General features: G+C 33.9%; 17 protein-coding genes. 8 read left to right on the plus strand and 9 right to left on the minus strand.

Annotated features, from left to right (window positions below):
* Positions 1–3 precede the first annotated feature (3 nt).
* The 3 genes from AA089_RS12845 to AA089_RS12855 form a co-directional block, all read right to left on the minus strand.
* Positions 4–933: an ABC transporter ATP-binding protein gene (locus tag AA089_RS12845; RefSeq protein ID WP_046757364.1), complete on the minus strand. Its 930-nt coding sequence runs from the start codon at positions 931–933 to the stop codon at positions 4–6.
* A gap of 282 nt (positions 934–1,215) precedes the next feature.
* A complete protein-coding gene (dnaJ, locus tag AA089_RS12850; RefSeq protein WP_046757365.1) occupies positions 1,216–2,349 on the minus strand; it encodes a molecular chaperone DnaJ in 1,134 nt (377 codons plus the stop codon).
* A gap of 63 nt (positions 2,350–2,412) precedes the next feature.
* On the minus strand, positions 2,413–2,976 hold the full coding sequence (locus tag AA089_RS12855) for a nucleotide exchange factor GrpE (protein WP_046757366.1): 564 nt from the start codon (positions 2,974–2,976) through the stop codon (positions 2,413–2,415).
* Between the two features lie 173 nt (positions 2,977–3,149).
* Here AA089_RS12855 and AA089_RS12860 point away from each other — a divergent pair, with 173 nt between their 5' ends.
* Positions 3,150–3,812, plus strand: a complete 663-nt coding sequence (locus AA089_RS12860) for a YceI family protein (RefSeq protein WP_046757367.1) — start codon at positions 3,150–3,152, stop codon at positions 3,810–3,812.
* Between the two features lie 47 nt (positions 3,813–3,859).
* On the opposite strand, the gene AA089_RS12865 is transcribed toward AA089_RS12860, so the two are convergent.
* The 3 genes from AA089_RS12865 to AA089_RS12875 all read right to left on the minus strand — a co-directional run bounded on the left by AA089_RS12865 (position 3,860) and on the right by AA089_RS12875 (position 6,048).
* Positions 3,860–4,771, minus strand: coding sequence for a TIGR01777 family oxidoreductase (locus AA089_RS12865; RefSeq protein WP_046757368.1), 912 nt, complete (start codon positions 4,769–4,771; stop codon positions 3,860–3,862).
* Between the two features lie 84 nt (positions 4,772–4,855).
* Entirely contained in the window at positions 4,856–5,533 is a 678-nt protein-coding gene (gene mnmD / locus AA089_RS12870; protein WP_046757369.1) for a tRNA (5-methylaminomethyl-2-thiouridine)(34)-methyltransferase MnmD, read from the minus strand.
* Positions 5,534–5,535: 2 nt separating this feature from the next.
* Positions 5,536–6,048, minus strand: a complete 513-nt coding sequence (locus tag AA089_RS12875) for a DUF4920 domain-containing protein (protein WP_046757370.1) — start codon at positions 6,046–6,048, stop codon at positions 5,536–5,538.
* A gap of 133 nt (positions 6,049–6,181) precedes the next feature.
* Here AA089_RS12875 and AA089_RS12880 point away from each other — a divergent pair, with 133 nt between their 5' ends.
* Complete coding sequence (locus AA089_RS12880; RefSeq protein WP_082113274.1) at positions 6,182–7,246, plus strand: branched-chain amino acid aminotransferase; 1,065 nt, start codon at positions 6,182–6,184, stop codon at positions 7,244–7,246.
* A 179-nt stretch (positions 7,247–7,425) separates the two neighbouring features.
* On the opposite strand, the gene AA089_RS12885 is transcribed toward AA089_RS12880, so the two are convergent.
* The gene (locus AA089_RS12885; protein WP_046757372.1) at positions 7,426–7,812 is read right to left on the minus strand and encodes a pyrophosphohydrolase domain-containing protein; all 387 of its coding nucleotides are present in this window, start codon (positions 7,810–7,812) and stop codon (positions 7,426–7,428) included.
* Between the two features lie 515 nt (positions 7,813–8,327).
* Here AA089_RS12885 and AA089_RS12895 point away from each other — a divergent pair.
* From AA089_RS12895 to AA089_RS12910, 4 genes are all read left to right on the plus strand, one after another.
* Positions 8,328–8,942, plus strand: a complete 615-nt coding sequence (locus tag AA089_RS12895; protein ID WP_046757373.1) for a response regulator — start codon at positions 8,328–8,330, stop codon at positions 8,940–8,942.
* A gap of 94 nt (positions 8,943–9,036) precedes the next feature.
* Positions 9,037–9,552: a hypothetical protein gene (locus AA089_RS12900; RefSeq protein ID WP_046757374.1), complete on the plus strand. Its 516-nt coding sequence runs from the start codon at positions 9,037–9,039 to the stop codon at positions 9,550–9,552.
* A gap of 15 nt (positions 9,553–9,567) precedes the next feature.
* Complete coding sequence (locus AA089_RS12905) at positions 9,568–11,433, plus strand: sensor histidine kinase (RefSeq protein WP_046757375.1); 1,866 nt, start codon at positions 9,568–9,570, stop codon at positions 11,431–11,433.
* A gap of 76 nt (positions 11,434–11,509) precedes the next feature.
* Positions 11,510–13,387: a hypothetical protein gene (locus tag AA089_RS12910; RefSeq protein ID WP_046757376.1), complete on the plus strand. Its 1,878-nt coding sequence runs from the start codon at positions 11,510–11,512 to the stop codon at positions 13,385–13,387.
* 118 nt (positions 13,388–13,505) lie between these two features.
* Here AA089_RS12910 and ade read toward each other — a convergent pair whose 3' ends face one another.
* Positions 13,506–15,125, minus strand: a complete 1,620-nt coding sequence (gene ade / locus AA089_RS12915) for an adenine deaminase (protein ID WP_046757377.1) — start codon at positions 15,123–15,125, stop codon at positions 13,506–13,508.
* 89 nt (positions 15,126–15,214) lie between these two features.
* Between ade and AA089_RS12920 the strand changes: the two genes are divergently transcribed.
* On the plus strand, positions 15,215–15,454 hold the full coding sequence (locus tag AA089_RS12920; RefSeq protein WP_046757378.1) for a class I lanthipeptide: 240 nt from the start codon (positions 15,215–15,217) through the stop codon (positions 15,452–15,454).
* Between the two features lie 64 nt (positions 15,455–15,518).
* Here the strand turns inward: AA089_RS12920 and AA089_RS12925 are convergent, their stop codons facing one another.
* Positions 15,519–17,567 carry a dipeptidyl-peptidase 3 family protein gene (locus AA089_RS12925; RefSeq protein WP_046757379.1) on the minus strand — a complete coding sequence of 683 codons (2,049 nt, stop codon included), beginning with the start codon at positions 17,565–17,567 and terminating at the stop codon, positions 15,519–15,521.
* 217 nt (positions 17,568–17,784) lie between these two features.
* Between AA089_RS12925 and AA089_RS23705 the strand changes: the two genes are divergently transcribed.
* A complete protein-coding gene (locus tag AA089_RS23705) occupies positions 17,785–18,831 on the plus strand; it encodes an SRPBCC family protein (protein WP_053002387.1) in 1,047 nt (348 codons plus the stop codon).
* The last annotated feature ends 8 nt before the right edge of the window (positions 18,832–18,839 follow it).

Consider the following 18,839-nt stretch of genomic DNA (forward strand, 5'->3'; position numbering starts at 1 on the left):
AGCCTAATTATTGTTTTCTACAGTTTGAATAAAAATATCGTTTACACTTGGAATAACTTCTACAAAATGATTGACGTTTCCTTTGGAAGTTAAATAGGATAATAAATCGTTGGATGTATCTCCATTTTTCAGTTTGATGTTTACTTTTAAATCGTCATCAATAGATTTGAAGTTTGCATCTGATAATTCAAACTTATCGTTAAGTGTTTGTCTGAGCGTGCTATTATCTGCGGAAGCGATCCCAACTTGATACGTATTGCTTTTGTATTGACGCTTCACGTCTATGAGTTTTCCGTCTAGTACTTTGTTCGATTTGTGAATTAACGCAATATGATCGCACATTTCCTCTACAGATTCCATTCGATGTGTCGAAAAAATTACGGTAGCGCCTTCATCGCGCAGTTGTAAAATTTCGTCTTTTATAATGTTGGCATTGATTGGATCGAAACCACTAAACGGTTCGTCGAAAATTAAGAGTTTCGGTTGATGCAAAACGGTTACGACAAATTGTATTTTTTGCGCCATTCCTTTGGAAAGTTCTTGAATTTTTTTGTTCCACCAATCGGTAATTTCAAATTTTTCAAACCAGTATTGCAAACGCATTTTTGCTTCAGATTTACTCAATCCTTTTAATTGTGCTAAGTACAATGCTTGTTCTCCAACTTTCATAGATTTATACAAACCGCGTTCTTCGGGCATATATCCAATATCTTTGATATGAAATTGTTGCAAGGCTTCTCCGTCTAGTAACACTTCGCCAGCGTCAGGTGCGGTAATTTGGTTTATGATTCGAATTAATGATGTTTTTCCAGCGCCATTTGGACCAAGAAGTCCAAAAATACTTCCTTTTGGGACATCAATAGAAACTTTGTTTAAAGCAGTGTAGTCGCCATACTTTTTTATGACATCTTTGGCTTGTAAAATTGAACTCATGAAAGTTTTTTTATATAAGTAACGTACTTGTATATTTTGTTACAATTAGGTGTTAAATAAAAGAATATTGGTTTGGAATTTCAATTTTTAGCATTGTGGACACAACAGTTTATTTTGAATTTTCTTGTGTTTATTTCAAAAAACAGTAGTGTATAAAATACAAAACCCACCCTTAATAGGTATCAAGGATGGGAAAAAATTGCTATGAAAAAGAAAAAATTACCGACCTGTTACGGTCAGTAACTTATCAAAGATAGTTTTTTTTTCGTAATACCAAAAGAATTACGAAAACATGTCTTTGACTTTTTCAAAAAATGATTTGTCACTTTTCTCTGGACTCGGTACAAAATTTTCCTCTCCTGCCATTTTTTCAAAGAAGCTCTTTTGCTCTTTTGTCAATGTTTTCGGGGTCCAGACGTTGATATGAACTAATAAATCTCCTTTTCCGTATCCGTTTATACTTGGAATTCCTTTTCCGCGCAGTCGTAATATTTTTCCAGACTGTACTCCTGATTCAACTTTAATTCTCACTTTTCCTGTCACCGTATCGATCTCTTTTGAGCTTCCTAAGGCAGCTTCTGAGAAACTAATGTATAAGTCGTAGTGTAAATTATCGCCTTCTCGTTTTAAGAATTCGTGTTCTTTTTCTTCAATAGCAACCAGTAAATCTCCTGAGATTCCATTACCAGGTGCTTCGTTTCCTTTTCCTGCAACTTTTAGCTGCATTCCTTCTTCAACTCCTGCTGGAATTTGAATTGCTACAGTTTCTTCTGAAACTTTTAAACCATGTGCATCTGCATCCGCAGGTTTTTTGCTTATTGTTTGTCCTGCGCCGCCACATGTACTACATGTTGTCGACGTTTGCATTCTACCGAGTATTGTGTTTGTAATTCGGGTCATTTGACCAGAACCATTACACGTTTCACAGGTTTTGTAGCTTACGCCAGGTGCTTGAACTTTTCTTCTAACTTTTACTTTCTTTTCAACACCATTTGCAATTTCTTCCAACGAAAGTTTTACACGAATTCTTAGGTTACCTCCTTTTACGCGTCGTTGTCTTCCGCCGCCGCCAAAGCCGCTAAATCCGCCACCGCCGCCACCGAAAGCACCGCCAAAGATATCTCCAAACTGACTAAAGATGTCGTCCATATTCATGCCGCCACCAAAGCCGCCACCGCCAAAACCGCCAGCGCCATCAAAGGCTGCATGTCCATACTGGTCATAGCGTGCTTTTTTGTTGTCATCACTCAAAACCTCATATGCTTCGGCTGCTTTTTTAAACATTTCCTCAGCTTCTTTGTCATCTGGATTTTTATCAGGATGGTATTGAATAGCTTTTTTACGATATGCTTTTTTTATCTCCGCAGCGGAAGCTCCTTTGCTTATTCCTAATATTTCGTAATAATCTTGTTTCATTTTACTTTGCTTGTTTCAAAAAGATTGTGCGTTGTGGTCAACAACTTAAGGTCTTTTTTTAAGTTATTGTCCAACAACTACTTTAGGATATCGAATTATTTTTTCGCCTAACGTGTATCCTTTTTCAAGAACATCAATGATTTTTCCTTTCATGTCGTCAGTTGGCGCAGGAATTTGTGTTACGGCTTCATGATCTTCCGCATCAAATTTGTCTCCAGCTTTTACTTCAACTTCTCCTAAACCTTTTGCTTTTAGTGTTTCTCTTAGCTTGTTGCTAATCAATTCCACACCTTTTTTCACATCTTCGGCATCTGTTTTGGCTATTTCTGCCAAAGCTCTGTCAAAATCGTCTAAAACTGGCAACATGGCAACAACCACATCTTTACTTGCCGTTTTGAATAATTCAAGACGTTCTTTGCTCGTTCTTTTTTTATAATTTTCAAATTCAGCAAATAGACGTAAAAATTTGTCTTTTTCTTTAGCTAAATCTTCTTTTAATTGTTCTTCAACAGTTACTTCTGCTGTTGTTTCTGTAGTTTCTTCAACAGTTGTTTCTTCCGCTTTAGCAGCTTCTGGTTGTACAACTTCTTGCTCTTTTTCTACTGTATTGTCCTTTTTTTTGCTCATGATGATATGTCCAAAAAATTTTAATTATTTCTATTAATAGTTTGCAAAAGTACTGCCATTTATGGAAAAATGTCAAAATGTCATCAAAAATATTTTTGTTTACTTTTTCTAAAATAAACCTAAACATTTAGTAAATTTACATTTCAATTTTTAATCTATAAAAACCAATATTGATGAAAAAGAGATTTTTAAGTATGATTTTAATAGCAACTGTTACTACGTTTGCTATTTCTTGTAAAGGAGAAAAGAAGAATGAAACAGATGCTGAAGCGGCAAAAACAGAGAAAACTACTACTTCAGAAGCTGTAAAGTACAAGGTTGATACTGCAAATACAACCGTAACTTGGAAAGGTTCAAAAGTTATTGGCGGAAGTCATAATGGAACGATGGATGTATCTTCAGGAACATTTGCTATGAAAGATGGCGCACTTGAAAGTGGAAATTTCATTATTGATATTTCTTCTTTGAAAGTTTTGGATATTCCTGCTGAGGATGAAGGAAACGGAAAGTTGAAAGGACATTTATTGTCTGGAGACTTTTTTGATGCCGAACAACATGGAAGTGCTGCTTTTTCAGTTACTGGCGTAAGTGAGCAAGATGGAAAAACTATGATTGAAGGAAATTTGACCTTAAAAGGTGTAAAGAAGAATATTTCTTTTCCTGCAACGGTTTCTCAAAACGGCGATACAGCAATGATTAAGAGTGAAGTATTTACAATCAACAGAGCTGATTTTGGAATGACATACGGATCTTCTTCATTAGCTGATACGGTAAAAGATAGAGCTATTAGTGATGATGTGGAATTATCTGTAAGCTTGACAGCTACGAAAAAGTAATTGTAAACAACATATATTTTAGTAAGATAAACCGACTTCGTGTCGGTTTATTTTTTGAGTAAATTTTCCAACGCAGGATTGAGTATCGGATAGCTAAATTTGAAACCTGTTTCTTGTATTTTTTCTGAACTAACTTGCTGACTTGAAAATAGCAACGTACTCATTTCGCCCAAAATTAGTTTTAGCATAAATTTAGGTACGTTTGGCAAGAAGAATGGTTTTCCTAATACTGAGGCAATTTCTTTTGTAAGTAGTTTGTTTGTGGTCGGATTTGGCGCAACAGCATTGAAAACTCCTGTGATTTTTTCTGTGACTACATGAAGATATGCACGTGCAATATCGTCTATATGAATCCACGATTGCCATTGCTTCCCAGAACCAATTGCAGCGCCAACTCCATATTTAACAGGTTTTGCCATTTCTACTAAAACGCCTCCTTTTTCTGAGAAGACCAATCCTGTACGTAAGATTGTTACTGGAATTTCAAGCGATTTGAATTGATTTGCGTGCAATTCCCATTGTTTTACGACTTTTCCTAAGAAATCTGTTGCTCCGTTTTCGATGTCTTCGGTATATAGTTTTTCAAGAGAACTCGGATAGATTGCTGTTCCAGAAGCCGAAATGTAGTGTTTTACCGTATTGTGCTCCATATTCCGAAGCGATTTGAACAAAATGTTTGCCGTATCCACACGACTATTGAGAATTTCTTCTTTGTAAGTTTCTGTCCAACGTTTGGCAATGTTGGCTCCCGAAAGGTTTATGATGGCTTCTACTCCTTCAAAACAATCAGTGTCAATTTCGCCTTCAGCGGGATTCCAATGAAATCCTTTTTTGTGTGCTGATTGCTCGATTTTGTTTTTACGTGTTGTGAGGTAATGAATCGTATGGTTTTTTTGAATACACAATTCAGTTAATGCCGAACCAATTAATCCTGTTGCGCCACAGATGAGTATTTTCATGGGATTTTAGTTTTCTTCTTCGTTGTAAAAATACGTTAAAAAGAACAGATTTAAGGAGTTAAGCAGTATTTAGAATCCTAAATATTAGTTAATTTTTGTGGCGCGCAGCATTTCGCGTTTGCCTGGCGGACCTGGTAAGCGTTCTACATTGAAGCCGACTTCTTGCATGGCACGTCGGACACTTCCTTTTGCTGCATAGGTTACTAAAACACCGTTTTTTTGTAATGCTTCATACATTTTTTTGAAGATTTCAACTGACCATAATTCAGGTTGTACGCGAGCGCCAAACGCATCAAAGTAGATAAGATTGAATTGTTCTTGATCGTTTATTTCAGAAAAAAACTGCTGTCTTTTGGTAAGTTTGAAGTTGTCCGCAAGTATCGTTTCTTTTCCCCATTCGCAAGCATGCATTTGTTCAAACGTATCGCGCTCATTTTCTGCTTTGAGTTCTTGTGTGTAATTGAGCTGAGTTATTTCTGCGGAAGCGACAGGATAGGCTTCCACACCGTGATAGTTGATGTGAAAGTTGTGTTTTTTTGCTTCTAAATAGGTTACAAAAGCATTCAATCCTGTACCAAATCCAATTTCGAGAATGTGAATTTGATCAGGATTGAATGTATTTTTTGTGTGCTGTAAGCCAGTTTTTATGAAAACGTGCATGGCTTCTTGAATGGCACCATTGGTGGAATGATATTGTTCATTCCAATCTTCTAGATGAATCGTTGTAGATCCATCTTTGGTCAAAATTATTTTTCGTTTCAAGCTTAGTTTTTCAGCAAAACTCCATCAGCTACAAACGAGAGTGTCTTTTTTGGCGCTGTGATGGCAGCTATTTCTTCGGCTGATTTTCCAGCGTCTTCTGCATAGTGTTTTAATTCGTCAACAGAAGTTTCTTGAACAAATGCTTTTCCATTTACAATTACTTCTCCTTCTGCGTCAAGCGGCATAAAGAATCCGTAGTCTTTAAATTTTACCATGACTTCTTTTTCTTCGCCAAGGTCTAAACGCATCCAGCATCCTTTTTTAGAACATACAGAGTTGATTTTTGAGGCAAATTTTACATCTAATGTATCGCCAACTTTCATACCGCTGTATTTTTCATTGATTTCCGCAGTGGTCAATACATTTTTGGCGTCAATTTTATCTCCAAAAGAAGCATATGCCATGTCTTGACTTTTTACTTCTTCCGTTTTTTCGGTTGTTTTCTCGTTATTTTTTGCGTCTTTACATGCAACGAATGCTAATAAAGCAAATCCTAAAAGTGCTAGTTTCTTCATTTTTATTAAATTTTTCTTAAAATTATCAGTGTTTTATTATGAATTCTTGATTTTATCAACAATATTTTGTTCAAAATTAAGATTTTTTTAAAACTAATTATTTGTAACTTTGCACAAAATTAACAATTATATGATGAGTGACCTTTCAATTGATATAAAAATTTCTAAAGTTTCTGAGTCAAACATAAAAAATGTAGATTTTAATGATTTGACATTTGGAAAAGTATTCACCGATCATATGTTTGTTTGCGATTATGTGGATGGCGTTTGGCAAACACCTGAAATTATGCCTTACCAACCACTTACAATTGCGCCTTCTGCACGTGTTTTTCATTATGGTCAAGCTGTTTTTGAAGGAATGAAAGCTTTTAAAGATGAAGACGATCAGATTTGGTTGTTTCGTCCGGAAGATAATTTTAATCGTATTAATAAGTCATCACATCGTATGGCAATTCCTGATTTTCCAAAGGATTTTTTCTTTGCAGGATTGACACAGTTGTTACAGTTAGAGAAAGAGTGGATTCAGAAAGGAAAAGGGAATTCATTGTATATTCGTCCTTTTGTAATCGCTACTGAAGAAGCTATTTCTGCTTCGCCATCAAATTCGTATAAGTTTATGATTATTTGCTCGCCTGCACAATCGTATTATGCAGGAGAAGTGAAAGTTTTGTTTGCTGAAAAGTTTAGTAGAGCTGCGGATGGTGGTGTTGGATTTGCAAAAGCTGCTGGAAATTATGGAGCGCAGTTTTACCCAACAAGTTTAGCACATGCTAAAGGATATCAGCAAATTATCTGGACAGACGCAAATTCGCATGAGTATTTGGAAGAAGCTGGAACGATGAATATTTTCTTTAGAGTTGGCGATACGTTGCTGACCGCACCCAATAATGATCGAATTTTGGATGGAATTACACGTAAGTGTGTGATACAGTTAGCAAAAGATAATGATATAGATATTGAAGTTCGTCGTGTAACTGTTGCGGAGATTAAGGAAGCTGCCAAGAACGGAACTTTGAAAGAAATTTTTGGAGCAGGAACTGCTGCCGTGATTAATCCGATTGCAGGATTTGAACATGCTGGTGATGAGTTTGAGTTACCAAAATTGGAAAACTCATATGCTTCTTTGTTTAAGGAGAAATTAACGAATATTCAGTATAATGTTTCTGAAGATCCACACGGTTGGAGATATAAAGTTTAGTTGCTAGTTGCTAGTTGCTAGAAAAAGGCAATTTGTTTTTTGTTTAGTTGCTTATTCGTTACACTTACCTATTAATTTATTCGTATTTAAAAATATATATTAAAAAAGTGATTCATAATTGAATCACTTTTTTTGTGTGTTAGTTTTGTCAAATTCAGAATTCTCAATTCTCTTTACTATTATTTTTCTAAGATTCCTCCGATGTTTGGTTTGAAATAGTTTGGTCCTTTGAGGACTTTTCCATCTTCTCGATAGATTGGTTTTCCGTCTGCGCCAAGTTTACTCATATTACTACGTTGAATTTCTTCAAAGACTTCTGTGATTTTATCTTGCATTCCGTGTTCTATGATGGTTCCACATAAAATATATAGCATATCGCCTAATGCATCGGCGACTTCTACTAAGTCATTATTTTGTGCAGCTTCTAAATATTCTTCATTTTCTTCTTTCATAAGGTTAAAACGCAACATATTTCTGTCTTCACCAATATCTGCTGTTGGCGCGTGTTTGATTCCTAAACCAAATGCTTCATGAAATTCTGTAACGGCTTCTATTCTTCTTTTCAATGTATTCGTTTTTTAGAGGTTTGATAATGTAAATTTTAAAACGAAATATACTTGATTATTTAGCATCATTTTGAATGATTTGTATTTTATTTTGAAACTTTTATTAACAAGTTTTGCGGTTTAATTCGTAATTTTGCTAAAAATAAATGTACGCTATGTTTAGTTCAGGTCAGTTAATTTTTGCCGCTTTTTTTGTGATCGTTTTTACTGTAATTATGATCTATGCATATAGAAAAGACATTAAGCTTCACAGACGCTATTACAAAGGTAGTTTGGGCATTTTAGCTGTTTTTATTCTCTTCATTATTACGATTGTTATTATAAAGAAATTTATAGTTTCATAAACACCGCTATTTTTCATTATCACATTTTTTTGTAAATTGTAAGAAAACCAATCACAAACTACAAAAATATAAATACGTTTATTACACATTTTTACAGTAATAGGATTCCCAGATCGTTATAATTTATATTCGGCGCATATAGTTTGTTTGAAATTTTTAGAACCCGAAAATATGATTACAGTCGCTATTGCAGAAGATCATCAAGCATTGATTGATGGCATCATTTCGTATTTGGAATACGAAGAAGATATTCGTATTGTTGGACATGCCAATGACGGAGCATCATTGCTTAAAATTGTCCGACATAAGCAACCCAAAGTCGTAATTTGCGATATTAGAATGCCAAAAATGGATGGTATTATCGCAACGCGGCAACTCAAAAAAGAATTTCCACATATTAAAGTCTTAGCGTTTACCATGTACGATCAGGCAGAAGCCATTCGGCAAATGTTAGAAGCTGGCGCGACTGGTTATATTTTGAAAAATTCGCCTTTGAAAGTGGTTTTGGAAGCCATTCGTACCTTGTATGACAACAAGTCGTATTATGATGCCAAGTTGAATATTGAACAGGTTTCTAAGAATAGTTCTAAGTCAATTTTATCGCGACGTGAAAAGGAAATTTTGGCACTCATTGCACAGCGAAAGACTTCTCAGGAAATTGCAGATTTACTATTTATTTCAAAATCGACCATAGATACACATCGAAAAAACATGATTCAGAAGCTCAGTTTAAAAGGTGCTAATGAGTTATTGGGTTATGCCATTGAACAGAAATATGCTTTTTAGGATTGTGGTTTTTGAGAATACCTATGATTGGGTATCAAATTCTTTATGATTTCTTATGATTTTTAAAAAAACTTTTAATAAAAACTATTGAATTATGAATTTTGATTATTTACTTCCTATTGATTCAGAAAACTCTAATTATCAATTTATCCATCTAGATTTAGATAGAAAATTTGGGATTGCATGTAAATTTCATTTTTTTGATAATAAAACTAAATTTATTATTACTCACACAAAACTTGTTTACACTTGTCCAGATGGTACAACATGTGCTACAGGGTATAAAAGTATCTCAACTACAAAAGAATGTGATTCAGTTTGTAGACAACAACATCAACAACAGCACCAAAAAGATCCAAACTATAAATATCAGATAAAAGTAAATATTGAATATGATCCAAGACCTTCTGATGCAGAGCTTAATCATAAACCTGAAAACACTGAATTTCAAATAAAAAAAAGTGGAGAAAAATTAAGTATGGAACATATCATAGATGTTAAGTTTGACAAACCAAAAAACTTCAAAAATCATCCGATAAATGAATTAAAACTATCATTCGATGACTTTGTAAGATTCGGCACTCATTTTTGCAAATTTTATATCATATAGCATTTGTAATAAAATATGAAAAAATTACTTTCGTTCCTATTAATAACTATATCTCAAACTATATTTTCGCAAGAGATTGATGATGTAGTATTAAATATGAAAGTATTTGATATAGTATCTTCTAAAGAAAAAATTCAATTACTTGACTCAAATCAGGTTGCTTCTAAATATTTAAGATGGCAACTTGATTTATTAATGGATGAAAATAAAGAACAAATCGATTCAATTGAAAAAGAAATTATCAAATTTGATCATCAAAATTCTATAGATAGTATTTTATCACATATTACTTTAGGTGATTTATATCGAAAAAAAACTATCATAAATGATACTTTAGTTTTAAAAAATTATTTAAACGCTGTTTCACTTGCTAAGAAAACAAATGATACTATTTTTATTTGTGAAAGCTATAAAAAGGTTTTTAGATCTCTATATAAGAGTAGAACTTCCTCTAATTTATATCTTGAATATATAGAAGATTATAGTAATTATGTGTATGATGTAAATGAAAAAGCTACTTATTTATTTTATAAGTACTATTATTTAGCTGGGGAAAATCAAAAAGAATATATAGAAGAACTCAAACAAGGATTTAGTCTAATAGAAGATAGTAAGAACGAATATTTAAAAATTAAATACCTAAATATTATAGGTGTAAATTATAATTTTTTCATTGTAAATAAAGATAGTGCCGTAAAATATTATAAAATAGCTGGAAATCTAATAAAAAAAAGTCCTTATAAATTCATCAAAAAAGAACTTATATCTAATCAAGGAAATCTCGCTATTTTATTTAAAGAAAATGGAGAGTATCAGAAAGCTTTATCTATATTAAAAAAATTAGATTTGATTGATGTAACTGAAGATCGCGTTATTGAAAAAGTAAAAATAAATGAGCTCATAGGAGAGATTTATCAAAAACAGAAAAAGTATGACAGTGCGTATTTTTACTTAAATCGTAAAATAAAATATCTTGATCTTCTTAATGAATACGAAAAGTCTATTGCTATTTCTGAGATTGATAAAAAGTTTAAAACAGAAGAATTAACTGCTGATAAAAATCGATTAGAAGAACTTAATATTATTAATGAAGCAGAAAAAAATAGAAAAAACAGCCAACTCATAATTTCTTTAATAGTTCTCGCCCTCGTCATCATCTCCGCATATTTCATCCAAAAAAATACACGTAAAAAACAATTGCTTGCCGAACAAGCCAAAGATTTAGAAGCACAAAAAGTGTCTACATTACTCAAAGAGCAAGAACTTGCGAGTATTGACGCTATGATTGAAGGTCAAGAAAAAGAACGCAAGCGGATCGCAGAAGATTTACACGACGATCTCGGTGCATTAATGGCAACAATCAACTTACATTTAGAAAATATTGGTTCTGAAAATAATCCAAATGCATTGGATAAAACTAAGGTTTTACTAGGCGAAGCATATGAAAAAATACGGAATATGTCGCACGTTAAAAACGCTGGTGTCATTGCCAATCAAGGATTATTAGTTGCCGTAAACAACATGACTTCAAAGATAAAAAGCGCCAATAAAATCGATATCGAAGTCATAGCATACGGATTAGAAAATCGGTTGGAAAACTCTCTTGAATTGTCACTTTTCCGAATGATTCAGGAGTTAATTACCAACATGATCAAACATGCAGAAGCTACCAAAGCGACAATTCAGCTCACACAACATGAAAAAAACCTCAACATTATTGTAGAAGACAACGGAAAAGGCTTTGATTATACCAATAGCAAAGATGTCGGAATTGGACTCGAAAATATCAAAAAACGAATCAAACACCTAAATGGTTCACTTTCTATTGACAGTACTCTTGGAAAAGGAGCGACATTTTTGATAGATGTACCTTTAAGTTAATAAAATACTTATCATTGGGTATTTTATATTTTACAAAAAGTATTATTTTTAATTCATTAACTACAACCAAATTATCATGAAACCATTTTTATTTTCACTGTTATGTTTTTTCAGCGTAACGATACTTAGTGCACAAAATATTCCTGATAGTCTTTTTGTACCAAAATTGGAAGCTAAACAAAAGGCTATTTTTACATTAATTGATGAAAAGGATTTGATCGATTTAAAAATTGCCGAATTGAAAGATGCCATTGGCAAAACCATCAACGATTCTATCATCAAAGCGAAAACAGCACAAAAAACGAAATTGGAAGCTTCTTCAAAAAAATGGAATGATAGTATTTATAAGCAATGTACAGATTTTACAACGTATAAAGATTATTTAAAAACATACGAAAAAGTGCATGATTCTGTCTTAAATAAATACAAAGCACGTGAATGCAAATTGTACATTCCAGAAAAAACTGAACGCAATCCGAATGACTTCATCATTATTGGCAACAACGATCCAGTTCCTGTCGATAGTTTATTTAGTAATAGTGCCGCAACACAAGTATTGGCAAATGTATTTAGCATTGAAAGTAAAACAAATCTCGGAAAGTTTGAAGTACCAGGGAATGATGCTTACATCAACTTTTATTATTCAGAAAGACATAAATCTGATAAAGAAAATGAAACGTTCAAAGAATTATTAACCGATTCCAACAGCAATTTAGACGATGAAAGTTACGCATTGACGTTAAGACAAATTCGGGCAACAGAAACAAAGAAAGTAACGGGCTCTGACACTAAAAAAAAGACGGTCAAAACGATCAAAGATTCATTGATTAAAAGAATTCCCGATGGCGCGAAGTTTCAATCAATTCAAATTGAATTACGCGAAGGTGGTATTGTAGATACACGCTTAATTTTAGAATCATTAGACGGCAATACCCATTTTTATTTTGAAGGTACAAAACCCGTGAGCATTCTGCATTATACGCGCAAAGCTTCCCAAAGAGCTTTTTTAGAATATTCGCATTACGTAAGCAAGGACGGACAGGCAATATACAATGAAAGTGCGCTAAAACATTTGTTAGTAAAATATACCGATGTACTTGATTATCATCCAAGTGTAGGAAGCAACTATGTGCCTGATGATGTTTCATATACGTTTCCTTCTGGAAGTACGGAAGAACTTAATAAAGCTGGACGCAGAAGCTATCAAATTATCAATAATAATAATTTACAACACGTTTTGGACATCCGAACGTACACAGATTTTTTAGGTTTGTTTGGCGATGAAGCTAATGGATTGTTTCAAATAGAAGGAAAAGCAGATTTCTTTATTCATCCGTTCAATTTTCCTCGAACTGCCATTTATTATTTCAAGAAAATATCTCCATACGTACGGTATTCACGATTTGACGAAAACGAAGATTTTATCGCAGCAACGCTAAATACAGGAACCAGCGAATACGAGTTTGACACTAAAAAGTTAGACCTTTTAGAACGTTCTACTCTTGAAATGGGCTTGGATATCAATACCCTAAATTTTAGGTTGTTTAAAGAATCGCCTTTTTGGACATCGCTATACATTCCGTTCAGTTATAATGTGACCAATGTACAAGCTGATCCAGCATTGGAACAAATAAATTTTAAAACACTTGGCTATGGTTTGGGTGCCGAAATTGAATTGCGACGTTTCAACAATTTTGGTTTAAATCTAGGATATGAAGTGAAACTTTACAGTTATATTGGCGATTATCAAGAATTTAATTTGGTTGATCCAAGTCGATTGAAAACACAAGCTGTAAAAGCCGAAATTTTCTATTATCCAGGATTAGACCGATCGCAATCTGTATTTCTTCGGATGAAAAGTATCAGAGATATTAGCTCAGGAAGCGACTCGTTTTTCCAACTACAAGTTGGTTACCGTTTTACGCTCGGTATTGGCGCGGTAAAAGCTCGCTAACATCGTTTTCATTTCCTGTGAAGGCAGAAATCTATATTAATGTAAGTTTGATATGGATTAATCCGTTTGCATTTTGATAAAAATCGTCAATTCGAGTACAATCGTGAACATTTGAACATTACACTTCCAATGAAGTAAATTCAAAAGTAGTTCCGTTGAATAATCCCTTATCACTTAGTTTCAGTGACGGAATTACCAACAATGCCATAAATGATAAAGTCATATACGGTGCGCATAAAGTGCTTCCCATTGCTTTGGCTAATTTGTCTAACTCAGCGTAATCCTTACCTATTTCCCAACCTGTTTTTGCACTCATAATTCCTGCAACTGGTAAAGAAACAACTTTTTGAGATGCGTTGGAAACGGCACAAATTCCACCTTTGTTTTCAATCAAGAGATTGACGGCTTTGCAAATGGCTTCATCGGAAACTCCAACGGCAATTATATTATGTGAATCGTGTCCGACAGAAGAAGCAATCGCGCCTTCTTTCAATCCGAAATTTTTGATAAATGCCATTGCTGGCGAATCGTTATTGTAACGATTAACAACCGTCATTTTTAGAATATCTTCTTTTGTGTTTGAAACTAAATTTCCATCTTGAATTAAATTGTCAAGAATTAGTTCGTTGGTAACCAATTCACCATCCAACGCTTCTATAACACGAATTTGATTCTTAGTCGCTTGTACCTGAAAATCAGCAACTTCTTTTTTAGATGTATTAAAATTATTCAGAATTTCGAATGGAACACTTTCAATGTGTGAATTTCCATGTGAAGCCACACAAATTCCGTTGATGTACGTTTCCAATACGTTGAAATTTTTCAAATCTTCTAACACTACAAAATCGGCAACATCATTCAATTGTAATTGTCCAACAGCTAGATTGTAATGCTTCACAGGATTTATACAAGCCGATTGCAATACTTTAAACACATCGTTCCCTTTTGCAACAGCACGTGCGCACAAGTCGTTAATATGTCCAACCACTAAATCATCCGGATGTTTGTCATCTGAACAAAACATCATTTCATTGTAATGCTCATCTAACAAAGGAATTAACGCTTCAAAGTTTTTAGCGGCACTTCCTTCACGGATGATGACTTTCATTCCTTTTTGCAACTTTTCTAAGGCTTCATCATAGGTAAAACATTCATGATCGGTAGAAATTCCTGCAGCAATGTATGTTGAAATGTCGTCGCCTCGTAAACCTGGCGCATGTCCATCAACTGGTTTGTTGAAATGTTTTGCCCAAGCTATTTTTTTCATTACTTCGGCATCATCAAACAATACACCTGGATAGTTCATCATTTCAGCCAAATATTTTATTTCTGGCTTTGCTAACAATTCTTTGATATCATCTGAATCAATGATTGCTCCAGCAGATTCAAAACTGGTTGCTGGCACACAAGATGGCGCGCCAAAGTTGAACTTAAACGGCACTTTTTTACCATTTTCAATCATAAACTCAACACCTGCTTTTCCTAATACATTGGCAATTTCGTGCGGATCAGAAACGGTAGCAACGGTTCCATGCAATACTGCCAAACGTGCAAACTCAGAAGGAACTAACATTGAACTTTCAATATGAATATGTGCATCAACAAAACCAGGAATGATGTAATTTTCAATGTTGTGTTCTTTTTCAAGAATATTTACAATCTTACCGTTTTCCACGTGAATTTCTCCTTTGTAGATTCTTTTATTTAGAATGTCTACGATGTTTCCTTGTTTGATCATTATAATGTTGAATTAATGTAAAAACCTACAATATAAAGTTTTTTCTTACGTTTCATTGATAGTATCAACGAATGTAAAACTTTTAAATTATGAAAAAAAAGAATTTAAGTAAATTAAGCTTAAAAAAGAGTACTATTTCTGAGTTGAATAATTCTAATAAAATTATTGGGGGAAAAGAAAAATCAATACATGAGACAAATTGTAACCTTTGTCCTCCTACTGGTTCTAATGCATGTCCTACAGAAGGTTGTCCAATTATTGATCCAAATCCAGGAGGTTCTGGTCTTCTCTGTACATATAGTCAAAATATTACTTGTATTTTCTGTTAAAAAACAAATAGGCAATCTAATAAATCAGATTGCCTATTATTTAATTATGATATGATTTCTAACGTTACTTTAATAAAAAACTATAATTCTTAGCATAGTATAACATTTGATTGTCAAATGCTGCTGGTTGCTCAATTTTAATTGCAGTAATTTCTCCTTTATCATCTGTTTCGGCAACCAAATAAGGGTTTACAAATCCTCCGTTAGGATTTGCTTTAAACTGATCGTTACGCTTTAATACTTCCGCATGTATTTTTTGATCTACTTTAATTCCATATCCTTCAACCAAAGCACGTGCTGCTTCAAAATCTCCTTCCGATTTGATACGTTGTGTTTCACGTAGTAATTCGCCAAATAACTCGCGAAGCTTTGCATAATCTTTAATATTAAAATATGTTTTACCATCGCGTGTAACTTTTTCAATTACATTATCTTTTTGTCCTTTTTCAAAAACCCACGCAGAAACCCATTGTCTGTTTACCATGTGATCTTCTTCAACATCATCACCAAGATTTAAACGAATCAATTGTGTCATTAAACCATTTCTGATATAACCATCATACGCTGCTTTTCCAACACCTTCTGTATCTTCAACCAATCCAAGTTCTTTTAATTTCGGATCCATTAAATAGTACAATCCTACTAAATCTGCTCTACCTTCTTCCATCGTAGAAGCATAGTTTTTTAATGTTTCTTTTGGTTGCCCAACACCAGGGTTGATTTGACCAGAAGCATGACCAATTACTTCGTGTAAAGAAGTGTGTAATTTGTCAGCTAATTTCCCATATTTTTCTTCTAACTCGTATTCTTCATCATCATGTACAAACTCCTTCAATCTTCCAGAACCGCCATTTTGTGCATACGCGTTGATAATATTTGCTAACGAAACTGATTTTGAACCGTGTTCTTGACGAATCCAATTGTTGTTTGGTAAGTTTACACCGATTGGTGTTTTTGGTGAAGCGTCTCCTGCTTCTCCTGCGACATTTATTGATTTATAAGAAACACCAACGACATCTTTCTTTTTGTGACTGTCGATTAAAGGAGAATTGTCTTCAAACCATTGCGCATTTTCGGATAATACTGCCATTTTTTTAGACATGTCTAAGTCTGTAATTTGAACAATAGTTTCATACGAGCCTCTGTATCCTTTTGGATCGTTGTATACTTCTATAAATCCATTGATCCAGTCAATATTTCCTTCCGTAGCAGTTGCCCAAGAAATACAGTATTGATCCCAAGTATCAAGACTTCCTGTTTTGTAATATTCAATTAGTAATCCTAAGGTTTCCGCTTGCTTTTCGTTTTCGGCAACACCTTTTGCTTTTTCTAACCAATAGATAATTTTATCAATGGCAGCTCCGTACATTCCGCCAGATTTCCAAACTTTTTCAACGAGTTTTCCATCTTCACGAACCAATTTTGAGTTCAATCCTGCTTCTATTGGCTGACCTTCTGGTCCTTTGTAGGCTGTTTTGTAAAATTCTTCTACATCAGCACTTGTAATATCTGGACCATAGAAGTTGACAGCTGACGCTAGTACATTGTCTACTCCATCTTTTTTATTTACTTTCTTGTTGTCTTTATCATTAAAGATTACTTCGAGCGCTTCTCCTGTTAGTGAAGTATTTGTATCAGTTAATAACGTTTGCAAATACTCTTTTGAGAATTCAGGCTTTAACTTATCGTTTGAATTGTGATGATGAATTCCGTTTGAAACCCAAACCATTTTCAAATATTCTTCAAATGCTTTCCAATCGTCAGATGCTTTATCTCCTTCATAATTGACATAAATATTTTCTAACGCTTCTCGGATAGTTAAGTTGTGGCGATAATTTTGATCCCACATAATATCTCTTCCAGAAAGTCCAGCTTGTGTTAGATAATACACTAATTTTTGCTCTTTCAATGTCAGTTCATCAAATCCAGGAATCTCATAACGTAGAATATCTACATCACCAAATTCTTCTACTTTGAAATCCATTTTTCCATCTTCAGCTACTTCTATATATTGAGCTTCATATGGATCAATTTTAACTTCTTCTTTTTGTTCTGCACAAGAAAATAGCATTCCTGCGGCTAACGCTAATCCTGCAATTGATTTTAATTTCATTTGTTTGATTTTATTGTTTTTGTTTGGTCCGTTGATACATTCATCATCTTTTTTAAATGTTGAATGCTTCGTGTGTAATTCATTCGATTTTTAGAAATCTAAAAAATAAAGCATCTTTTTATGTAAAATCGCTATTCTTTTGCCACAAATGTAAACAATTCACTAAAACATTAAAAATTTGTACATTAGCATTACTAACTTAATTAACCGAAACAATATGAAAATCTTAAAGTATTTACTTTTACTACTCTTAGTAGTACTTGTAGCAGGCGCCATTTATGTTGCCACACGACCTAATGACTATGATGTGGCACGAAGCAAAGTTATCAATGCTCCCGTAGAAAGCGTGTTTAATAACATCAATGAATTTAAAAATTGGGAAGCTTGGGGACCTTGGCATGATGAAGATTCTACAATAGTGGTTACGTATAATGAACAAACTTCTGGAGTAGGTGCCAATTATTCATGGACTAGTAAAGATGGTCCTGGAAAGATGAAAACCGTTGCTATAGTACCGAACACATCTATACAGCAAGAAATGCAGTTTGGAGATTATGAACCAACAGACATTTATTGGACTTTTGAGAAAGTTCCTGAAGGTACAAAGGTAACTTGGCGTATGAAAAGTGATGATACAGCATTTATTTTTAAACTTTTTGCTGCCATCGGTGGCGGAATGGATAAAATGTTGGGCGATATGGAAGAAAAAGGACTAAATAATATAGAACGTGAAGTGTTAGCCGATTTGGAGAAGAATCCGCCAGGAAAATTCCGTTTAGGAGACGTTTCTCAACATGACCAAGAAGCGAAACAATTCATTGGATATTTCCAAAAAACAAGTACGGATGCAGCTATGCAAGAAATGACACAGCTTTTTATGCAGTACATGCCAAAAGCAGGTCAATATGCCGCCGTAAATGCGCTAGAAAACTATGTTCCAAGTTCTTTATATATGAAATGGGATGAAGAAACTAAAGAAGCCGAATTCTATATCGGATTGATGGTAAACAGTACCGAAGCACTCCCAAAATCAGACGGAATGGTTACAACTCCTATGCCAGCAGGAACAGTTGTCAAAATTTCAAAATTTGGCGCATATGGCGTTGGAGATATGGAAGCACACGGAAAAATTGCAGAATTTATGGCTAAAAACAAACTGGTACAAGCAGGTCCTGTTTGGGAATTATATGTAAACGATCCAGCAAACGTAAAACCTGAAGACATACAAACTGATATATATTATGCAGTAAAAGCTGCGGAGTAAACAGTATA

The organism is Kordia jejudonensis, assembly GCF_001005315.1.
GTDB lineage: Bacteria > Bacteroidota > Bacteroidia > Flavobacteriales > Flavobacteriaceae > Kordia > Kordia jejudonensis.